Annotated in this window: 19 protein-coding genes; 12 read left to right on the plus strand and 7 right to left on the minus strand. The window is 71.5% G+C overall.

Annotation, left to right across the window (positions count from 1 at the left end):
• The first annotated feature begins 259 nt into the window (after positions 1–259).
• The 9 genes from ABZU43_RS03590 to ABZU43_RS03630 all read left to right on the plus strand — a co-directional run bounded on the left by ABZU43_RS03590 (position 260) and on the right by ABZU43_RS03630 (position 12,767).
• Positions 260–1,630: an L-serine ammonia-lyase gene (locus ABZU43_RS03590; protein ID WP_355004977.1), complete on the plus strand. Its 1,371-nt coding sequence runs from the start codon at positions 260–262 to the stop codon at positions 1,628–1,630.
• Between the two features lie 71 nt (positions 1,631–1,701).
• Positions 1,702–2,529 (plus strand): ABC transporter permease, encoded by an 828-nt coding sequence (locus ABZU43_RS03595; protein ID WP_112581809.1) that lies wholly within the window; start codon positions 1,702–1,704, stop codon positions 2,527–2,529.
• A 1-nt stretch (position 2,530) separates the two neighbouring features.
• Complete coding sequence (locus ABZU43_RS03600) at positions 2,531–3,277, plus strand: ABC transporter ATP-binding protein (protein WP_355004978.1); 747 nt, start codon at positions 2,531–2,533, stop codon at positions 3,275–3,277.
• 80 nt (positions 3,278–3,357) lie between these two features.
• The gene (locus ABZU43_RS03605; RefSeq protein ID WP_355005192.1) at positions 3,358–5,349 is read left to right on the plus strand and encodes a DUF5941 domain-containing protein; all 1,992 of its coding nucleotides are present in this window, start codon (positions 3,358–3,360) and stop codon (positions 5,347–5,349) included.
• A gap of 14 nt (positions 5,350–5,363) precedes the next feature.
• On the plus strand, positions 5,364–7,574 hold the full coding sequence (locus ABZU43_RS03610) for a bifunctional glycosyltransferase family 2 protein/CDP-glycerol:glycerophosphate glycerophosphotransferase (RefSeq protein WP_355004979.1): 2,211 nt from the start codon (positions 5,364–5,366) through the stop codon (positions 7,572–7,574).
• A 126-nt stretch (positions 7,575–7,700) separates the two neighbouring features.
• A complete protein-coding gene (locus ABZU43_RS03615) occupies positions 7,701–8,999 on the plus strand; it encodes an ABC transporter ATP-binding protein (protein ID WP_355004980.1) in 1,299 nt (432 codons plus the stop codon).
• Positions 9,000–9,070: 71 nt separating this feature from the next.
• The gene (locus ABZU43_RS03620; RefSeq protein ID WP_355004981.1) at positions 9,071–9,535 is read left to right on the plus strand and encodes a DUF4442 domain-containing protein; all 465 of its coding nucleotides are present in this window, start codon (positions 9,071–9,073) and stop codon (positions 9,533–9,535) included.
• Between the two features lie 59 nt (positions 9,536–9,594).
• Entirely contained in the window at positions 9,595–10,398 is an 804-nt protein-coding gene (locus ABZU43_RS03625) for a beta-phosphoglucomutase family hydrolase (protein ID WP_355004982.1), read from the plus strand.
• Positions 10,395–12,767, plus strand: a complete 2,373-nt coding sequence (locus ABZU43_RS03630; RefSeq protein WP_355004983.1) for a glycoside hydrolase family 65 protein — start codon at positions 10,395–10,397, stop codon at positions 12,765–12,767. Before ABZU43_RS03625 ends, ABZU43_RS03630 begins: the two co-directional genes overlap by 4 nt.
• Positions 12,768–12,862: 95 nt before the next feature.
• Here ABZU43_RS03630 and ABZU43_RS03635 read toward each other — a convergent pair whose 3' ends face one another.
• Positions 12,863–13,057: a hypothetical protein gene (locus ABZU43_RS03635; RefSeq protein ID WP_355004984.1), complete on the minus strand. Its 195-nt coding sequence runs from the start codon at positions 13,055–13,057 to the stop codon at positions 12,863–12,865.
• 191 nt (positions 13,058–13,248) lie between these two features.
• Between ABZU43_RS03635 and ABZU43_RS03640 the strand changes: the two genes are divergently transcribed.
• The gene (locus tag ABZU43_RS03640) at positions 13,249–13,899 is read left to right on the plus strand and encodes an alpha/beta fold hydrolase (RefSeq protein ID WP_355004985.1); all 651 of its coding nucleotides are present in this window, start codon (positions 13,249–13,251) and stop codon (positions 13,897–13,899) included.
• Positions 13,900–13,902: 3 nt separating this feature from the next.
• Here ABZU43_RS03640 and ABZU43_RS03645 read toward each other — a convergent pair whose 3' ends face one another.
• The gene (locus ABZU43_RS03645; protein WP_355004986.1) at positions 13,903–15,003 is read right to left on the minus strand and encodes an AI-2E family transporter; all 1,101 of its coding nucleotides are present in this window, start codon (positions 15,001–15,003) and stop codon (positions 13,903–13,905) included.
• A gap of 201 nt (positions 15,004–15,204) precedes the next feature.
• Here ABZU43_RS03645 and ABZU43_RS03650 point away from each other — a divergent pair, with 201 nt between their 5' ends.
• The gene (locus tag ABZU43_RS03650; RefSeq protein WP_091395189.1) at positions 15,205–15,387 is read left to right on the plus strand and encodes an antitoxin; all 183 of its coding nucleotides are present in this window, start codon (positions 15,205–15,207) and stop codon (positions 15,385–15,387) included.
• Positions 15,388–15,454: 67 nt separating this feature from the next.
• On the opposite strand, the gene ABZU43_RS03655 is transcribed toward ABZU43_RS03650, so the two are convergent.
• Entirely contained in the window at positions 15,455–16,054 is a 600-nt protein-coding gene (locus ABZU43_RS03655; RefSeq protein ID WP_355004987.1) for a hemerythrin domain-containing protein, read from the minus strand.
• Between the two features lie 172 nt (positions 16,055–16,226).
• Here ABZU43_RS03655 and ABZU43_RS03660 point away from each other — a divergent pair, with 172 nt between their 5' ends.
• Positions 16,227–17,540, plus strand: coding sequence for an FUSC family protein (locus tag ABZU43_RS03660; protein ID WP_355004988.1), 1,314 nt, complete (start codon positions 16,227–16,229; stop codon positions 17,538–17,540).
• 10 nt (positions 17,541–17,550) lie between these two features.
• Here ABZU43_RS03660 and ABZU43_RS03665 read toward each other — a convergent pair whose 3' ends face one another.
• The 4 genes from ABZU43_RS03665 to ABZU43_RS03680 form a co-directional block, all read right to left on the minus strand.
• Complete coding sequence (locus tag ABZU43_RS03665; RefSeq protein WP_355004989.1) at positions 17,551–18,195, minus strand: C39 family peptidase; 645 nt, start codon at positions 18,193–18,195, stop codon at positions 17,551–17,553.
• Positions 18,196–18,418: 223 nt separating this feature from the next.
• Positions 18,419–18,826 carry a TIGR03618 family F420-dependent PPOX class oxidoreductase gene (locus tag ABZU43_RS03670; RefSeq protein ID WP_355004990.1) on the minus strand — a complete coding sequence of 136 codons (408 nt, stop codon included), beginning with the start codon at positions 18,824–18,826 and terminating at the stop codon, positions 18,419–18,421.
• Positions 18,827–18,857: 31 nt separating this feature from the next.
• Complete coding sequence (locus ABZU43_RS03675) at positions 18,858–19,199, minus strand: YkvA family protein (protein WP_091395179.1); 342 nt, start codon at positions 19,197–19,199, stop codon at positions 18,858–18,860.
• A gap of 33 nt (positions 19,200–19,232) precedes the next feature.
• Entirely contained in the window at positions 19,233–20,051 is an 819-nt protein-coding gene (locus ABZU43_RS03680) for a hypothetical protein (protein WP_355004991.1), read from the minus strand.
• Positions 20,052–20,137 lie beyond the last annotated feature (86 nt).

Genomic DNA, 20,137 nt, shown 5'->3' on the forward strand with positions numbered 1-20,137 from the left:
CCTCGCTGACGCCTCCCCGAGCCGCCCGCCGCAGCCAGGCGGGCGTGGCGGGCGGGGCGTGGGGCAGGAGACGGTGGTCGGGTGTTCACGTCCCGGACCGGGTGGCGGGTGAGCTGGGCGGGTAGGCTGGTAGATCGGCCTTCCACACCCCGGGAGGCCGGCACCCCATACCCCGGACGGTCACGAGCGGGGCCGCCAGACCGGCGGTCACGACCCGGCCGGGTCCCGTACGCCGGGACGACGGCGAGGAAGCGCAGCCATGATCAGTGTTTTCGACCTCTTCAGCGTCGGTATCGGGCCGTCCAGCTCACACACGGTGGGGCCGATGCGGGCCGCGCGGACGTTCGTCGGAGGGCTGAAGGCCGACGGGCTGCTCAGCGACACGGCGCGGGTGCAGGCCGAGCTGTTCGGCTCGCTGGGCGCCACCGGGCACGGCCACGGCAGTGGTCCGGCGGTGCTGCTCGGGTTGGCCGGCGAGTCGCCGGAGACCGTCGACACGGACACCGTCGGTCCTCGGGTCGAGCGGATCCGGGCCGAGCGGCGGATCAACATCCTCGACGCGCACGAGATCGACTTCGACCCGGATCGGGATCTGACGCTGCACCGCCGCCGGTCGTTGCCGTACCACCCGAACGGGATGACCTTCGCGGCGTACGACCGGGCCGGCACCGAGCTGCGCAGCCGCACCTACTACTCGGTGGGTGGCGGGTTCGTGGTGGACGAGGCGGCTGCCGGGGCGGACCGGATCAAGCCGGACAGCACCGTGGTGCGGTACCCCTTCCTGACCGGGGCGCAACTCCTCGACGTCACCACCCGCACCGGGCTGTCGATCAGCGAGGTGATGCTCGCCAACGAGCGTTCCTGGCGCAGCGAGGCGGACATCCGGGCCGGTCTGCTGGAGATCTGGCGGGTGATGCAGGAGTGCGTGCGCAACGGCTGCGAGCGCGACGGCGTACTCCCTGGGGGGTTGAAGGTCCGCCGGCGCGCGGCGGAGCTGCGGCGTGGCCTGGAGGCGGAGGCCGGGTCGGCCGACCCGCTGCACGCGATGGACTGGGTGACCCTGTTCGCGCTGGCGGTCAACGAGGAGAACGCCGCGGGTGGCCGGGTGGTCACCGCGCCGACCAACGGCGCGGCCGGGATCATTCCGGCGGTGCTGCACTACTACACCCGGTTCGTGCCGGACGCCGATGACGAGGGTGTGGTGCGGTTCCTGCTGACGGCGGGCGCGATCGGTGTGCTGTTCAAGGAGAACGCCTCGATCTCGGGCGCCGAGGTGGGCTGTCAGGGTGAGGTCGGTTCGGCGTGCTCGATGGCGGCGGCGGGGCTGGCCGAGGTGCTCGGTGGCACCCCGGAGCAGGTGGAGAACGCGGCCGAGATCGGGATGGAGCACAACCTCGGGTTGACCTGTGACCCGGTGGGTGGCCTGGTGCAGATCCCCTGCATCGAGCGGAACGCGGTGGCTAGCATCAAGGCGATCACGGCCTCCCGGTTGGCGTTGCGCGGCGACGGGGTGCACAAGGTGTCGCTGGACAAGGTCATCAAGACCATGCGGGAGACCGGCGCCGACATGAAGGTCAAGTACAAGGAGACGGCGCGTGGCGGTTTGGCCGTCAACGTGATCGAGTGCTGAGTCCGGTCGATTCGGGGCAATCGTTCACCGACTGCTAACCTGTCGTCCGTTTCAGGAGGCGGGAGGCTGCGGTGACCTCTGGCGTCGCGGCGTTGTGGTCGCACCGCAACTCGCTGCGCATCCTGGTCAGGCGGGATCTCGCGGTCAAGTACCAGCAGTCGGTGCTGGGCTACTTCTGGTCGTTGATCGAGCCGCTCGGCATGGGCGCCATCTACTGGTTCGTCTTCGGGGTGCTCTACTCCCGGGACACCGGTCGGCACCTCGGTGAGGCGGCCGGGTCGTACCCGTTGTTCCTGATCACCGGCATCTTCGCCTGGATGTGGACCAGCTCCGCGCTGAGTGAGGCGACGAACGCGCTGACCGGCCAGTCCCGGCTGATCACCACGATGAACGTGCCGCGTCAGGTGTTTCCGATCGGCCGGGTCACCGGCCGGTTCGCCGAGTACGCGGCCGGCCTGCCGATCCTGATCGCCATCGCGGTGATCTACGCGGTGCACGGCCGGATCCACCCGGGTTGGTCGCTGCTCTCCCTGCCGCTGGCGGTGGCCGTCCAGGCCGTTCTGCTGACCGGGCTCGCCCTGCTGCTGTCCGCGTGGAACGTGCTGATGCGCGACGTGGAACGGCTGATGCGGCTGATCATCCGGGTGCTCTTCTACGCCACGCCGATCATCTACCCGCTCAGCCTGGTCCGGGAGTCCGGGCTGCCCGGCTGGCTGAAGGTGGTGTACGAGCTGAACCCGCTGGTCGGGATCTTCCAGCTGCACCACGCGATCTGGTACCCGGACGAGTTCCCGGACGCCCGACTGCTCGCCACCACGATCGTCGGCAGCCTGCTGGTGCTGGCCGCCGGTTGGTGGTCGTTCCGCCGGTTGGAGCCTGCCGTGCTCAAGGAGCTCTGAGGTGGCCGCGCCGATCATCGAGGCGGACGGCCTGGGCATTCGGTTCGTCCGCAACCGTCGCCGTCAGCTCCGCCTGCGGGAGTTGTTCATCCACCGGGGCGCCCGTGGCGCGCTGCCCGGCCAGTTCTGGCCGTTGCGGGACGTGTCGTTCGCAGTGCAGCCCGGCGAGACCGTCGGGGTGATCGGGCGCAACGGCACCGGCAAGAGCACACTGCTGCGGCTGATCGCCGGGGTGCTCATCCCGGACGAGGGCGACATCCGGGTGCACGGCGCGGTGGCGCCGTTGCTGGAGTTGTCCGCCGGTTTCTCCAACGACCTGACCGGGCGGGAGAACCTGCACCTGGTCGGTGGGCTGCACGGACTGTCGACGAGCTACCTGAAGCGGCACTTCGACGAGATCGTCGAGTTCGCCGGTGAGCAGGTGGAACGGGCCATCGACACGTCGGTGCGGCACTACTCGTCGGGGATGAAGGTGCGGCTCGGCTTCGCGATCATCTCGCACCTGCCGCACCCGATCCTGCTGATGGACGAGGTGACCGCGGTCGGGGACGCGGAGTTCCGCAAGAAGTGTTACGCGACGATTGATCGTCTGCTCGGGGAGGGGCGCACGCTGGTGCTGGTGTCACACAACGAAAAGGACCTGACCCGGTTCTGCCGTCGGGGGTTGTACCTCGACGCGGGCCGGTTGACGCTCGACGGCACCATCGCCGAGGCGCTCGACGCGTACCACGCAGCGGTTCCGCGGTGACGCTCGCGATCGTGCTCGCCGCCGGAACGTCCGCGGCGGGCCTCACCACGGCGGGCCTCACCACGGCGACAGGTGAGCCACTGGCCGACCGGTTGGCCGCCCAGTTGCGCCTGGCCGGGGCGGACGAGGTGCGCTTCGCCGCCACCCTCGACGAGTTGTCCGACCTGGTCACCACCGCGACCGCCCCGGTGCTGATCACCGGCACCGACCTGGTCGCGCACACCGCCGTACTGCGGCACCTGGCCACCAGCCCGGTGGGCCCCACCGTGGCGCTGGTGCTCGGCGACCCGCCGGTGCCCGGTCGGACCGCCGTGCGGGAGGAGCGCGGCCAGGTGGTCGACGCCGGCGCGTTGGACGCCCTCGACGGGGCTGCCACGGGCGTGTTCGGCGGCGCGCTGCGGGTCGGCGTGGACGACCTGCCGACCCTCGCGGCCGCCGCCCGGGCCGCCGCGTCCGGGATGCTTCCCGTCGCCGCGCCGATCGGCCCGGCCGGAGACGTGGCGCCGCTGCCGGCGGCCGGCGGGGTCGGGGCCGGCGGGTCGGTTGCGGCCGGTGGCCCCGGGTCCGCCGTGGACCGGCTCTTCGCGGGCCTCACGGCGCTCGGCACCCTGGTCTTCGCCCAGCGGGTACGCCTGCTCGTCGCCCACCGGGTCGAGGACCCGGCCGGGCTGACCGCTGCCGAGGCGGCGGTGACCGCTGTCGACGAGGACCGGGCCGAGTTGCGGCTGTCGGTGAAGGAGAAGGACGACTTCTTCTCCACCTACTTCGTCAGCACCTGGTCGCCGTACCTGGTCCGGCTCTCGGCCCGGCTCCGGCTCACCCCGACCGGGGTGACGGTGATCTCGGTGCTCTTCGCGCTTGGCGCGGCGGTGCTGTTCGGGGTCGGTGGGCGGCCCGCGCTGGTCGGTGGCGCGGTGCTGCTCTACCTCGGCTTCGTGCTCGACTGCGTGGACGGCCAACTGGCCCGCTACACCCGGCACTTCAGCGCCTGGGGTGGCTGGCTGGACACCATGGCGGACCGGGCCAAGGAGTACCTGGTCTACGCCGGGTTGGGCTTCGGTGTGAGCCACGCTGGGCTGGGCAACGGGTGGGCGCTCGCGATCGCCGCGATGACGTTGCAGACCGTCCGGCACATGACCGACACCTGGTACGGGGTGCTGCACGACGAGGCGGCCCGCCGCCCGCGTACGGCCACGAACGCCAGCGGCGGGATCGGCGACCGGCTCAACGCCGCGTCGACCCGGGTGCAGGCGGACACCGGGTCGGTGTCGTACTGGCTGAAGCGGACTGTGGTCTTCCCGATCGGTGAGCGGTGGGCGCTGATCGCGCTGACCGTGGCGCTGTTCAACCCACTGGTCAGCCTGATCGCCGTGCTGGTCTGGGGGGTGCTGGCGTTCGCGTACACCGGGGCGCTGCGGACCCTGCGGGCCCGGTGGATGTGGGTGCCGGTGCTGGACACGGTCGACGCCACCCTGCACCGCGATGACGGCCCGTTGGCCCGCTGGCTGCCGGTGGTCCGCCCGATGGGGCCACTGACCCTGGCGGTCATCGCCGCGCTCGGCCCGGCGGTGCTTCTGGTAGCGGCGCTGCTGAGCGACGCCCCGGACGGGCTGCGCTGGGCGGTGCCGGTGGCACTGCTGGTGCTGCTCATCGGTGGCCTCGGGGCCGGGGCGGCGCACAACGGCCCGCTGGACTGGCTGGTGCCCGCGGCGTTGCGGGCCGCCGAGTACCTGTTCGCCATCGCGGTCGGGGTGGTCGGTGCGGCACCCGGTTGGCTGATCTTCGGGTACGTCTTCGTGCTCACCGTGCACCACTACGACCTGACCGCCCGGTTGGAGAAGCGGCAGGCGGCACCGCCCCTGCACGCGGCGACGCTGGGCTGGGAGGGGCGTTCGGTGCTGCTGGCCCTCGCGGCGATCGCCGGTATTGCGGGTGTCGGACTGGCTACACTCGGTGCGTACCTTCTCGTGGTTTTCGTGGTGAGCGTCGTCCTGGCCTGGTTCGTGCGACCGGCCCGTAGCGCGCGGGCGTCGGTGGCGCCGGCGGGCGCTGGAGGTGCCGCGCCGCGCTGACGGAGGGCGGCCGGATGACTCTGATCAGCTTCGTGGTGCCGGCCTTCCGGGTGCAGGGATACCTGCGGGAGTGCCTGGACTCCATCCTCGGTCAGCCGGAGACCGACATCGAGGTGATCGCCGTCGACGACTGCTCCCCGGACGCCAGCGGCGACATCATCGACGAGTACGCGGCCCGCGACCAGCGGGTCCACTCGGTCCGGCTGCCGGAGAACGTCGGCCTCGGTCCGGCCCGGAACATCGGGCTGGACCGGGCCGTCGGCGAGTACGTGTGGTTCCTCGACGGCGACGACTGGCTGGCTCCGGAGTGTCTGACCGAGGTCGCCGAACGGTTGCGGGTCACCCGCCCGGACGTCCTGCTGGTCGACCACGTCCGCACCCACTGGAACAACACCGCCACCCGCAGCGCGATGGCCGAGGTGTTTCCGGAGTCCCCGGGGCCGGGCACCTTCCGCCTGCGGGACCGGCCGCAGGCGATGCACCTGCTGCACACCGCGTGGAACCGGCTGGTCCGGCGGGAGTTCCTCACCGACCTGGGGTTGCGTTTCGCGCCCGGCTGGTACGAGGATGTCTCCTTCAGCTACCCGGTGCTGATGGCCGCGCACCGGATCGGCGTACTCGACCGGGTCTGCGTCAACTACCGCCAGCGCCGCGCCGGCGCGATCACCCGGACCCGGGGTGACCGGCACTTCGAGGTGTTCCCGCAGTGGCACCGGGTCTTCCACCTGATGGATGCGTGGGGGCCGGCGACGGAGGCCCTGCGGCCGGCGGTCTTCGAACGGATGATCTGGCACTACCTGACAGTGCTCGGCAACGGTCAGCGGATCGCCCCGGAACTGCGGGAGGCGTTCTTCGCGCAGATCACCGCGGACTACGAGCGCTGGCTGCCGCCCGGCGGCTATCCGGTGCCGGACGGGGTCGAGGGGATCAAGCACAAGCTTGTCGCCTCCGGCCGGTGGCGCACCTTCAGCGCGTTGCGAGCCGCCAGCCGGGCCCGTGACGCCGCCCGTCGACGGGCCCGCACCGCGCGGCGCACTGTCGGCCCGGTCGCCCGGCGCGGTGCCCGGCTGACCCGGGACGGGCTGCTGCGTGAGTACTACCGGGCCGAGTTGCGGCGGCCGGTCGACCCGACGCTCGCGGTGTACGCCGCGTACTGGTACCGGGGCTACTCCTGCAACCCGGCGGCCATCTACGAGGTCGCCCGCCGGTTGGCGCCGGGGGTGCGCGGGGTGTGGGTGGTGCGCCGGGACCGGGTGGAGGCCGTGCCGGCCGGAGTGGAGTACGTGGTGGCCGGCACGCCGGCGTACTACCGGGTGCTCGCCCGCGCCCGGTGGCTGGTCAACAACGTCAACTTTCCGGACTTCGTCCGCAAGCGACCGGAACAGGTGCACGTGCAGACCCACCACGGCACGCCGGTCAAGGTGATGGGGCTTGATCAGCAGCGCCACCCGATCGGCGCGGGTCGGATGGACTTCGCCGGGCTGCTGCGCCGGGTGGACCGCTGGGACTACAGCGTCAGCGCCAACAGCTTCTCCACCCAGATGTGGGACCGGGCGTACCCGGCCACGTACACCACGCTGGAGGTGGGGTACCCGCGCAACGACCGCCTGGTCACCGCGGGCCCGGACGAGGTGCGCCGACTCCGCGCGGAGTTCGGCCTCGACCCCGACGAACAGGTCGTCCTGTACGCCCCGACGCACCGCGAGCACCTGCCCGGCTACCGGCCACCGTTCGACCCGGACCGGTTCGTCCAGGCGCTGGGTGACTCGGGCCGGTTACTGATGCGCAGTCACTACTTCCACGACCGTGATCGACGCCCCGGCCAGCCGAGGGACTGGGAGCGGGTTAGGGACGTCAGCGGCCATCAACGGGTGGAGGATCTGTACCTGGTGGCGGATGTGCTGGTCACCGACTACTCGTCGGCCATGTTCGACTATGCGGTGTTGGACCGGCCGATCGTGCTCTACACCCCGGACTGGGAGGCGTACCGGCTGGCCCGGGGGGTCTACTTCGACGTCACCGCCGAACCGCCGGGCGCGGTGGCCTCCACTTTTGCCGATCTGCTCGATCTGTTCCGCACCGACGGGGTGCGCTCGGACGCGGCGACCAAGGCCCGCGAGCATTTCCGGGACCGGTTCTGCACGTTGGACGACGGGCGGGCGGCGGAGCGCGTGGTGCGGCGGGTGTTCCTCGGGGAGCCGGACGAGCGGTCAACGCGCTGCTGATCGCGGTTTCTGTCGTGTAATAGCAGCGTCATCGATCGAACATGAGACGTTTACCCGATGTCACAAACCCATGATCCTGGTCACAGTCTTGGGGGGTTCGGCCAACGCGCGCTGGGGGGGAAGACGGTGAGCACCGTCACGCTCAAGGATGTGACCAAGGTTTTCCGAGATGGCACGCTGGCCGTCGACAGCATCAACCTCGATGTGAACGACGGCGAATTCCTGGTGCTGCTCGGGCCGTCCGGGTGCGGCAAGTCGACAGTGCTGCGAATGATCGCCGGGCTGGAGGAGCCGACCACCGGTGCGGTGATGCTCGACGGGGAGTTGGCGAACGACCTCCCCCCACGCGACCGCCGGATCGCCATGGTCTTCCAGGACTTCGCCCTCTACCCGCACATGACGGTCGGCGACAACATCGCCTTCCCGCTGCGACTGGCGGGGGTCGAGCCGGAGCCGCGGGGCGAGCGGGTCAGCGACGTGGCGAGCGCGCTGGGCATCGGTGACGTGCTGGCCCGCAAGCCGGGTCAGCTCTCCGGCGGGCAGCGGCAGCGGGTGGCGATGGGCCGCGCGATCGTCCGCCGGCCCGGCCTGTTCCTGATGGACGAGCCGCTGTCCAACCTGGACAGCGGCCTGCGCGCCGAGTTGCGCGCGGAGATCTCCGGCCTGACCCGCGAGCTGGGCGTCACCACTGTCTACGTCACGCACGACCAGGCCGAGGCGCTCACCATGGCCGACCGGGTGGCGATCATGCGTCGCGGCGTGCTTCAGGACGTGGGCACACCGACCCAGGTGTACGGCCGGCCGGCGACGCTCTACGTCGCGGCGTTCCTGGGCAGCCCACGGATGAACCTGCTGGAGGCGTCGGTCTACGTCCATCTCGACCGGTACGTCACGCTCAACCTCGGTGACCAGTCGCTCTACCTGCCCTGGAACGACATCCGCAGTCGGGCGGTGGCGCACTACCACGGTGAGCGGATCGTGGTCGGCATGCGGGCCGAGGCGCTCACCCCGGTCGCACCGGACAGCCCAGGCGACGTGCTGCGCGGGCGGATCCGCTACCTGGAGCACCACGGGCACGAGTCGCTGGCGTTCCTCGACATCGGCGCGACCGCGATCGTGGTCGACGAGATGGGTGCTCCGCTCGACCCGCCGCCGGTCGGCCAACGCGGCCTACGCCGCTTCGGCTCGGTGATGCAGCGGCTCACCGGCAAGCCGGTGGACGCGCAGGAGGCTCCGGCCAGTGGCGTCCAGACCAGCGTGCTGCCCGATCCGGGCCGGCACCACCGCCGCCCGGCGGAGCTGGCGGTGCGGCTGGCGCCGTACCCGGCGGTCAGCGCCGGTCACCCGCTCGCCGTCTCGGTACGGATGGACGCGCTGCACTTCTTCGACGAGCGTGGCGACCGGATCGACGTGGGTTGGCGCTGACGACGTCTGACCGTGCCATGGCGGCGAAGTCGCTGGTTGCCGGCCTGGTTACCGGTGAGTAACGTCAGGCCATGACTATCGACTCCCGCCAGGTGGCGGCCGGCATGCTGGAAGCGGTGCCGTTCGCTCGCACGCTCGGTATCGAGTTCGTCGAGGTGGCACCCGAGGCGGAGGGCGGCGTGCGGGCAGTCGTCCGGCTGCCCGACTCGGCGGCCACCCACAACCACATCGGCGGGCCGCACGCCGGCGCCATGTTCACCCTCGGCGAGACGGCCTCCGGCGCGGTCGTGCTGGCTGCCTTCGGGCGACTGCTCGACCAGGCCGTGCCACTGGCCGTCCGGGCCGAGATCGCCTACCGGAAACTCGCCATGGGTCCGGTGCTGGCCACCGCGCGACTCGGCCGGCCGGCGGCCGAGGTGACCGAGGAGTTGGCCGCCGGTCGACGACCGGAATTCCCCGTCACGGTCCAGATCACCACCGAGGACGGCAAGCCGACCTCGGAGATGACAGTGATCTGGACGCTGCGACCGAACTGAAACACCTCAGGGCGGCCGAAACGGGTTTGCGTGCCCAGCAGGGTGGATAGATTCGTACCGTGCTGGGCCTACCTGCTCACGTGACCGCCTGTCTCTTCGACCTGGACGGTGTGCTGACGCAGACCGCCCGCGTACACAACGCCGCCTGGACGCAGACGTTCGACGAGTTCCTCAGTCAGCGCGCAGCGACCTCCGGTGAACCGTTCCAACCGTTCGACCCGGGCCCGGACTACAACCGCTACGTCGACGGCCGCCCCCGGGCCGACGGCGTGCGGTCGTTCCTCGCCTCCCGAGGGATCGTGTTGCCCGAGGGCAGCCCTGACGACCCGCCGGAGGCGGAGACCGTCAACGGCCTGGGCAACCGCAAGAACGTCCTGCTGCTGCACCGTCTGCGTACCGCAGGCGTCGAGGTCTACCCGGGCTCGGTGCGGTATCTGAAGGCGGCGAGCGCCGCCGGGCTCCGCCGCGCCGTGGTCACCGCCAGCGCGAACGGGGGCGAGGTGGTGGCCGCCGCCGGGCTGGAGCCGCTGCTGGAGGCGCGGGTGGACGGGATCGTCGCCCGCACGCAGGGGCTGCGCGGCAAACCACACCCCGACTCGTTCCTCGCCGGTGCCAGGCTGCTCGGCGTCGATCCGACGCAGGCCGCCGTCTTCGAGGACGCGCTCTCCGGTGTGGCCGCCGGCCGCGCCGGGGGCTTCGGCTACGTGGTCGGCGTCGACCGGGTCGGGCAGGCCGACGAGCTGCTGGCCCACGGGGCCGACATCGTGGTGACCGACCTCGCCGACCTGCTCGACGGCGCGAACCCTCCGGCGCCGAACCGCACCGCCACCGACCCGCTCGCCGCCGAACGAGGCTCCGGATGATTCGGGAGCGCGCCTACCCGGTCGAGCCGTGGCACGTCCGGGAGACCCGGCTGGACATGGACGTGCTGGCCCAGTCCGAGTCGGTCTTCGCGCTCTCCAACGGGCACGTCGGCCTGCGGGGCAACCTCGACGAGGGCGAACCGCACGGCCTGCCCGGCACCTACCTCAACTCGTTCTACGAGCTGCGTCCACTGCCGTACGCGGAGGCGGGCTACGGCTTCCCCGAGTCCGGGCAGACCATCGTCAACGTCACCAACGGCAAACTGATCCGGCTGCTGGTCGACGACGAACCGCTCGATGTGCGTTACGGCGAGCTGATCGCCCACGAGCGGATCCTCGACCTGCGGGCCGGCACGCTGCACCGGGAGCTGCACTGGCGCTCGCCCGCCGGCCGGGAGGTCAAGGTCCGCAGCACCCGTCTCGTCTCGTTCACCCAGCGGTCCGTGGCCGCCATCAGCTACGAGGTGGAGGCCGTCGACGGCCCGCTGCGGTTGATCGTGCAGTCCGAGTTGGTGGCGAACGAATCGCTGCCCGCGCAGAGCAAGGACCCCCGGGTCGCGGCGGTGCTGGAGTCGCCTCTCCTGGCCGAGGAGGAGCTGACCACCCCCGACGGCGGCCAGCTGATCCACCGCACGAAGGTCTCCGGTCTACGGGTCGCCGCCGCCATGGAGCACGAGGTGCACGGCCCGGACCACACCACCATCGAGTCCGAGGGTTACCAGGACTGGGTCCGGACCACCATCGCCTGCGTGCTCCAGCCCGGCGAGAAGCTGCGGGTGATCAAGTATCTGACGTACAGCTGGTCGAGTCGCCGCTCTCTGCCGGCGTTGCGCGACCAGGTCGGCGCGGCACTCGCCGGCGCCCGACTCGACGGATGGGACGGGCTGCACCGGGAGCAGCGCAACTACCTCGACGCGTTCTGGGACGCCTCCGACGTGCTGGTCGAGGGCGACCCGGAGGTGCAGCAGGCGGTCCGCTTCGGGCTCTTCCACGTGTTGCAGGCCGGCGCGCGGGCCGAGCAGCGGCCGATCTCGGCGAAGGGGCTGACCGGCCCCGGTTACGACGGACACGCCTTCTGGGACACCGAGATGTTCGTCCTTCCGGTGCTCACGTACACCCAGCCGAGCGCGGTGCGCAGCGCGTTGCAGTGGCGACACAGCACGCTGGAATCGGCGCGCGAACGCGCCGAGACGCTCAACCTCAAGGGCGCCGCCTTCCCCTGGCGCACCATCGGCGGCCCGGAATCATCCGGGTACTGGCCGGCCGGAACGGCAGCCTTCCACATCGCCGCCGACATCGCCGACGCCGTGCGCCGCTACGTGATGGTCACCGGGGACACCCAGCTGGAACGGGAGATCGGGCTGGAGCTGCTGGTGGAGACCGCCCGGCTGTGGCGCTCGATCGGTCACCACGACCGGCACGGGCAGTTCCACATCGACGGTGTCACCGGCCCGGACGAGTACACCGCAGTGAAGAACGACAACGTCTACACCAACCTGATGGCGCAGCGGAACCTGCTCGCCGCCGCCGACGTGGTCATGCGCCACCGGGACGAGGCGTTCCACCTCGGGGTCACCGACGAGGAGGCCGCGAGCTGGCGGGACGCCGCCACCTCCATGCACGTCCCGTACGACGATGAGCTCGAGGTCCACCAGCAGGTCGAGGGCTTCACCCGACTCCAGGAATGGGACTTCACGCACACACCGGCGGAGAAGTACCCGTTGCTGCTGCACTACCCGTACTTCGAGCTGTACCGCAAGCAGGTGGTGAAGCAGGCCGACCTGGTCCTCGCCATGCACTGGCGGGGCGACGCCTTCACACCCGAGGAGAAGGTGCGCAACTTCCTCTACTACGAGCGCCGCACCGTACGCGACTCGTCGTTGTCGGCGTGCACCCAGTCGGTGCTCGCCGCCGAGGTGGGCCACCCCGAACTCGCGCACACCTACCTGCGTGAGGCCGCGTTGATGGACCTGCACGACCTCAACGAGAACACCCGCGACGGCGTCCACATGGCGTCGTTGGCCGGCGCGTGGCTCGCCCTGGTCAGCGGGTTGGGCGGTCTACGCGACCACGACGGCGAGCTGTCCTTCGCCCCCCGGCTGTCCAGCCGACTCAGCCGGTTGGAGTTCTCACTCCAGTGGCGGGGGCTGTCGCTGCGGGTGGATGTCCGGCCGCACCAGACGACGTACTCGCTGCGACACGGCGGCCCGGACGACGTGGTGGAGCTGCGCCACCATGACCAGGTACTGCGGGTGACCTGCGACGAGCCGGTGACGGTACCGGTGCCGCCGGCCGAGCCGTCCGGCCCGCCGCCCGAGCAGCCACCGGGCCGGTCCCCGCTGCTGCGGTTGCCCGAACGCGAACAGTGACGGGCGGGGCGGGAGTCTTCCCGCCCCGCCCGCGCTGTTGATCAGACCGGATTGCCGGCCCAGGTTGATCAGACCGGCTCGCCGGTCGAGGTGGATCAGACCGGCTCGCCGGTGGACGGACGCCCGATCGCGTCCCGGGGCGCCGCCGCCTTCGGGTCGTCGGGCAGCCGGGCCGAAGCGGCCTGGTCGCCGAAATCCTGGTCCCCGACGTCCTGGTTGCGCTCGGCGTCCTGTTCACGCTGGGCTCGCTCGGTCAGCTGCTGCTGCCGGGAAATCTGCTGCTTGGCCATGGCGATCCTCGCGATCCGTCGGGGCGCGGCTGCGCCGACACGGTCTGCGGTCGCTCGTCGCGTACCCGGCGCCCCAGCCGACAAACGCGGCCCGGCAGCGGGCGCACGGCCTCGGGTGAACGCCGTCGCGGCGTGCGTGCCCGGCGGCTGGCGGGGTAACCGGGCCACCGGCGAGTACGCGGAGGTGGGGCATGGACGAGCAGCGCAGCGTGACCATCCCGGTCGGGGACGCTCAACTCCCCGCCGACCTGACGCTGCCCGCCCAGCCTGTCGGCGTGGTGCTGTTCGCGCATGGCAGCGGCAGTTCCCGGCACAGCCCGCGCAACGTGGCGGTGGCCCGGACGCTGAACGACAGTGGGCTCGGGACGGTGCTGGCGGACCTGCTCACTCCGGCCGAGGACGAGGTGGACGCGCGAACAGCCGAACTGCGCTTCGACATCGGGCTGCTGGCCAGCCGGCTGGCCGGGATCGTCGACTGGCTGGCCGTCGAGCGTCCTGCCGGCGATGCGCCGATCGGCCTGTTCGGGGCCAGCACGGGTGCTGCCGCTGCCCTGGTCGCGGCGTCGTCCCGCGCCGATCGGGTGGCCGCAGTGGTCAGCAGGGGTGGTCGGCCGGACCTGGCCGGGAACGCGCTGGCCCAGGTGCGTACCCCGACGTTGCTCCTGGTCGGCGGGCTCGACGAAGAGGTGATCACGCTCAACGAGCGGGCGCTGGCCGAGTTGGGGGAGGTCGGCGAGTTGCGGGTGATCCCCGGCGCCACCCATCTCTTCGAGGAGCCCGGCACCCTTGAGCAGGTCGCCGATCAGGCTGGCACCTGGTTCACCACGCACCTCGGTCGATGATGATCACTCCGAGGGCAGGAGAGCCGAGGCCGAGCGGCGCTGTTGGACGGTGTCGATGACGCGCCAGAGGACGGCGGTGATCGGGACGCTGACGAACGCCCCAGCAATACCCGCGATCAGCGTGCCAGCGGTGACCGCCACCAGGATCACCGCCGGATGCAGTCGGACCTGCCGCTTCATGACCAGCGGCTCCAGCAGGTTGCCCTCGATCTGCTGCACGGCGATCACCGCCGCGAGGGTGAGCAGCGCTGTGGTCGGCCCGTTGGCTGCCAGCGCCACCAGCACCGCCACCGCGCCGGCCACCGTCGCCCCGATGATCGGCACGAACCCGCCGAGGAACGTGATCAACGCCAGCGGCAGGGCTAGTGGCACCCGCAGCACCACGAGAGCCAGCCCGATGCCCAGCGCGTCGATAGCGGCGATGAACATGGTTCCCCGGCTGTACGCGCCCAACGTCTGCCAACCGTTACGGCCGGCCTCGGCCAGCACTGGTTGGTTCGGGCCGGACGCCCGGGACAGCACCCAGTGCCACATGGACCGGCCGTCCTTGAGCAGGAAGAAGAGCAGCACCAGAGCCAGCAGCGCGGAGCCGAACACCTCGGTGGCGGTCCGGGCGCCGGCCACCGGGTCGGGTGAGCTGCCGCTGAGCCCTTCCCGGGCCTGGTCGACCAGCCGGTCCAGCTGTGCCTCGCTGACCGGAAGGGTGGACGTCACGAAGTCCCGGCTGCGTTCGACCCCCTGCGTCAACTCCTGGCTGAGCTGATCGAACTGGCTGGCGGTCAGGTTCCACACCAGAGCGCCGACGCCGACCAGGATGCCGAGCAGCAGCAGTACGGTGCAGAGCGCGGCCAGCGCCGTCGGCAGGCGCAACCGGCGCAGCAGCAGCAGGACCGGATCCAGCAGCGCGGTGAGGAAGATGGTGGCGGCCAGCGCGATGGCCAGCGGCGCCAACAGGACGGCGATCCGGCCGAGCAGGTACAGCCCTGCGGCGATCACCACCAGGCAGGCGCTCCACAACACAGCGGTCCGGACCAGCCACGGCAGCGCCGCCCAGGTCTGGCGCGGCCCGGGGCCGCCTGTCGGTCCGGGTACCTCTGCGGCCATGTCGGTCCTCCTCGATGTCGACGAGGTCGGTACCCGGTCGGTCGTGCCCCGACACCCGAATCGCTGGCCGTTGCCCGCGCGGATCGTACGTCGGCCGGAGTGACGCCGGTGGGTGTTCGCCAATCACGTCCGGAGCGGCGGCGTTTGGGTGGTCCGGCCGAGGGAACGCGAAGGGGACGGACCAGACTGAGGAGGAACGCCATGGGTGACTTCATGGACAAGGCCAAGGACTTCGCGGACAAGCATGACAAGCAGGTCGACCAGGGTGCGGAGAAGGCCGGCGACATGGCCGACAAGCGCACCGGCGGCAAGTACGGCGATCAGATCGACAAGGGCGTCGACCAGGCCCAGGCGCGCACCGGCGAGGGCGATCAGGTCCGCTGACCCGCCGCGCTTCTCCCGGGCCGCCGAGCCTCGGCGACCCGGGAGTGCCGGGTCCGGACGATGCGGATCAGCGCTTGTCGCGTAACTCGTCCATCGTGGTCGGCCGGCCGCTCAACGCGTCGCGCAACCGGTCGACCAGGCCGATGCCGGGGGCGAGCAGCTTGTTCGCCGGTGGGTGCTCCGGGCTTCCCGGGTGCGGCCGGGTCGGCCCGATCTCCTTGATCACCGTCACCCGGGCGGCGATCTCGACCAGCTCCTCCCGGGCCGTCGCCGCGCGCAGCCGCGGAAAGAGCTCCTTCTCCTCTTCCGCCACGTGGTGTCGGACGGTGCTGGTCAGGTGGGCGAGCAGTTCGTCGAAGCGGGGGTCGGACGGGTCGGCTGACTCCAGCTCCTTCATGGTCCGCTCGGCGTCGGCGTGCTCCGCGATCTCCCGATCGGCGATCTCGTTGCCGTCGGGCAGCACCTTTCGGGCGATCGGATACACGTACGCCTCCTCGGCCACCGAGTGGCGGACGAGTTCGGCGATCACCACGTCGGCGAGGTGGCGGCGGTGCTCGGCGGTGCCCTGCCGGGTCGCCAACTCGACGAGGACCGCCTCGATCGCACGATGATCGGAGACCAGGATGTCGACGGCGTCGTGGTCGTCGGTGTTCGGTGGATTGGTCATTGTCACGGCCCCTTACCGGTTGCGGATCGGTGGGAGGTGTGTGGCTCTGGTACCCCCACGGGGCTGCACAAACCCACGGTTGACGATGCGTACGACGTTGTTTTTGGTACCTGCGGGGGCTGTGGTGCCCGGCCGCCACGATTGCTGTGCCGCCGCCGGGGTAACCGCCGCCATGGCCGACGAACGCCCACCCGCCGACCGCGATCAGTCGCGGTTCGATGAGACCGCCGAGCGGACGGTCCGGCGGGTGCGGCACCGTGGCGGGCAGGCCGGCCGGATCCGGGCCCGGCAGTGGGAGGTCACTCTGGTGATCTCCATCCAGGCCGGGCTGGCCGCGGCCATCGCCGCCCTGCTCGCCAAGAATCTGCTCGGCCAGGGATCGCACGTCTTCGCCCCCGCCGCCGCCGTCGGTACGATCGCCACCGCCATCGGGCAGCGGGCCCGCCGGACCTTCGAGCTGTTGGGCGGCGTGGCCCTGGGCATCATCATCGGCGACACGCTGCGATTCCTGCTCGGCTCGGGACCGTGGCAGACCGGCGTGGTGGTCGCGTTGGCCATCGCCAGCGCGTTGCTGGTGGCCGGCAAGGGTGGTCCGCTCGTCGGCCAGGCCGGCGGTACCGCCGTGCTGATCGCCACGCTGGCCCCGATGCAACGTGGCCTGGAGGTGCCCCGCATCTTCGACGCGCTCGTCGGTGGGGCGGTCGGCCTGGTGGTGGTCGCGCTGTTGTTGCCGATCAATCCGATGCGGGTGCTGGACCGGGCCGCGGCACCGATCTTCGCGATCCTCTGCGAGCAACTCGACGAGCTGGCGCAGGCGATGCGCGAGCGCGACGTCGCCCGGACCATGGGCGTTCTCGACCGGCTTCGCAGCACCGAGGACGACCTGGGCCGGTTGCACGATGCGCTCAGCGGCGCCGAGGAGGTGGTGACGATCGCCCCGGTGCGCTGGCACCGCCGGCAGCAGTACCACCGTTACGCCCGCAGCGCGGGCCACCTGGAGCGGTTACTGCTGGACACTCGCGCCATGGCCCGCTGGTCGACCACCGCGTTGCAGTACGACGAGCCGATCCCACCGGAGCTGCCGGACGCGATGGCCCGACTGGGTCAGGCGGTGGCGGAGATGCGTGCGGAGTGCAAGGTCGGCGACGACACCCAGCGCACCCGTCGACTGGTCGAGCAGTGCGCCGAGTTGGCCGGGCGGGCATCGGCGACCGGGGTCAAGTCGTTCGGCGAATCCCTCGTCACCGGGCTGCGTACCGCAGCCAGCGACCTGCTCCGGGCAGCGGGTTCCGAACCGGAGGACGCCAACCGGATCGTGCGCCGCGCGGCCGGAGCCGGCGAGGCGGAGATCCACCCGCCACTCCACCGACAACTGCACAGGGCCCCACCGACGCGAGCCGCCCGAGCCCGCCGACGCGCGCACCTCGCCAACCGCCGTGACAACGGTCGGGCCGGCCTCCCCGCACGGGAGAGGCCGGCCCGGTGAAGCGTCCGGATCAGGAGGAGTAGCCGCGCTCGGCGATCCAGTTGGCGACCTTCGGCAGGCTCATCCAGTACTCGCCCAACGCCGGGTCGGCCGGGTCGGCGACCCGGATCGTGTCACCACCGTCGCGGTAGCCGACGAGGGTCAGGTAGTGGCCACCCTCGTACGAGTGCGGGTTGCCGTCGGTGTCCACTGTCGTGCCCTTGATGTTGGCCACCACCGGGCGGCCGGCGTCGACCGCGGCCAGCACGTCACGGCGCAGCTGCTCGACCTGGTCGGGGCGGGCCACCGAATCACGGATCTCGGTGGTCCGGTACTTGCCGCCGGTCAGTTCGTTGAGCACCCGGGTGGTGTCCAGGGCCGAGGGGGTGCCCGCCTCGGTGGTGCCCAGCAGCCGGGCCACCTCGTCCTGGGAGAGCGCCTTGCCCTGGGCGGACAACGCGATCCTGGTCGCGGCCGGGCCGCAGTAGTAGAAGTTCGGCTGGGCCTGGTAGTCGACGCCGAGGACCCGCTCGGCGTGCCTGTCGGTCTGGCTCGGCGAAGCCGGAGCGGCGGGTGCCGGCGCGGCCTGCGCGGCCACCGCCGGGCCGAGGGCGCAGCCGCCGGCGACGAGCAGGCCGACGACGGACAGGCCGCTCTTCTGGACGATCGGGTTCATGGTCGAGTCTCCGTTCGGGGGTTGTCGGCTCCGACAAGCGGAGGGCGGCAGCACCGGGAATGGCGCTCGGCGCAACACGGGGGCCGACCACCTGTGGTCTCGGCCCTGGGCGTACCGAGGGCGTAACGGCTCTGCTCCACGGAGAATTCCGCCGGCTGAGGGCACCGGGCCCGCACGGCGTCCCTGCCCGACCCGAACCGGTCATCGGGGACAGACGGTCAGCTCAGAGGCTGCCCAACAACCTGGTCACGGTGATCTCGATGACCACCCGCTCCGGATTCGGGCGTGGTGTCCGATACCGCTCGGCGTACCGCCGCTCGGCCTCCGCCACCGCGGCCGGATCCGACCGCAGCACCGCGCGGCCCTCGATGGTCAACCAGCGGCGGCCATCCACGTGGCAGACGGCCACCGCCGCGCCAGCCTCGCCGGCAGCCGCCACCTGACGGGCTTTGCGGGAGGCGCCGGAGGTGATGACCCGGGCCAGGCCGGCCGCCGGGTCGAGCGTCACCCCGACCGGTACGACGTGCGGGGTGCCGTCCGCCCGCAGGGTGGTCAGCGTCGCCAGGTGTCGTTCGGCGCAGAAGGCGACAACCCGCTCATCGTGCACGTCCAACCGATGATCGCCCGCCATGCCCGTCCCCTGTCCGCCGAACCGACCCCGATCATGGCACGCGGCGGCGCACCTGGCCCCGATCCGGCGGGGCGTCCGGCTGACCGGGCAGCTGGCGACCTGCCGCCCGACGTTGGTGCACCAGCCGGGTCAGGTAGATCAGCGCGGCGGCCAGGACCCCCATGTCATCCAGGTAGATCGGGTCCGGCAGCACGTCGACCGGGAAGATCGTGTAGATCAGCGCCCCGTAGAAGGCGACCTTGCCGCCGGCGCCCAGCCCGGTCAGCATCCGCCGGGTACGCACCACCCGCACCGCCAGCACCACGGCACCGACCAGTGTGGCGAGCGCCAGGATGCTGGCGATCACCACGAGGACCCACGCCTGTCGGGACATGCCGTCACGCTAACCCACCCGAGCCCGCGCGGCTCAGAACGCGGGCACCGTCGCACGGCCGCGAGCGGTCACCTTGTTCTCCCGGGTCTGCTCGACGTTCTCCCGGGGCTGCGCGCCCACCGGCCGGGCAACCTCGCTCAGCGGCAGCACCGACGCGGACTCGGCGACCCGTCGCCCGCTCGCGGCGTGCGCCTCCTCGCGCAGACTGCGAGCCGCGGCAACCGCCAACTCCGCCGCCCGCCACGCGCTCTGCTCCCGCTCGCGGGCCGCGGCGTGCCGGGCCGCCAGGTTGTCCCGGATCGCCCGCTGGAGCACCAGCTCCTGCTCGACCGGGTGCAGTCGCGGGTCCCAGCCGTCGCGGTGCGCGAAGACGTCGCTGAGCTGCTCCACCGACAGGTCCCGCCGCCAGTACGCATCCAGCGCCGCCCGGTGCAGGTAGCGCTCGCGGTCCGCGTACTCGGCGGGGGTCCGCGCGGTGTGCGGCAGCGGCATGGCGGCCGCCGCGTCCAACCGCCGTACGCCAGCCTCGGCCGCCTCGTACGTCAACCAGGCCGCTTCGACCGCCTCCTGCGCGGCCACCCACTCCGCCCGGCGGCGCTGCACGGTGGTGGTCGCCCGCTCGGCGGCCACCGCGACCTCCTGCGCGTAACGGCTCTGCTCCCGCTCCTCCTGGGCCTGCTCAAGTTGGCTCGGCATTGCGGCGCGCCGGATCCGGGAACCCGGGTCGAAGCGGAGCCGGCCGGGTCGCAGCAGGAGAGCGGAGACAACGACGGCTACCACCCCGAGCAGGCTCAGCCAGATGACGGCGGCCCGGGAGAGGTCGGGCAGGACGGCGGAGAGGATGGTTTGCATGTAACAGCACCTCGCGGTCGAAGGCGGGTATCGACGGGCGGCGGGAAGGCGCGGCAGCACCGGTCGGCACGGTGGCGGGATGATCC

This window comes from Micromonospora sp. NPDC005205 (assembly GCF_040608275.1).
Classification (GTDB): Bacteria; Actinomycetota; Actinomycetes; order Mycobacteriales; family Micromonosporaceae; genus Micromonospora.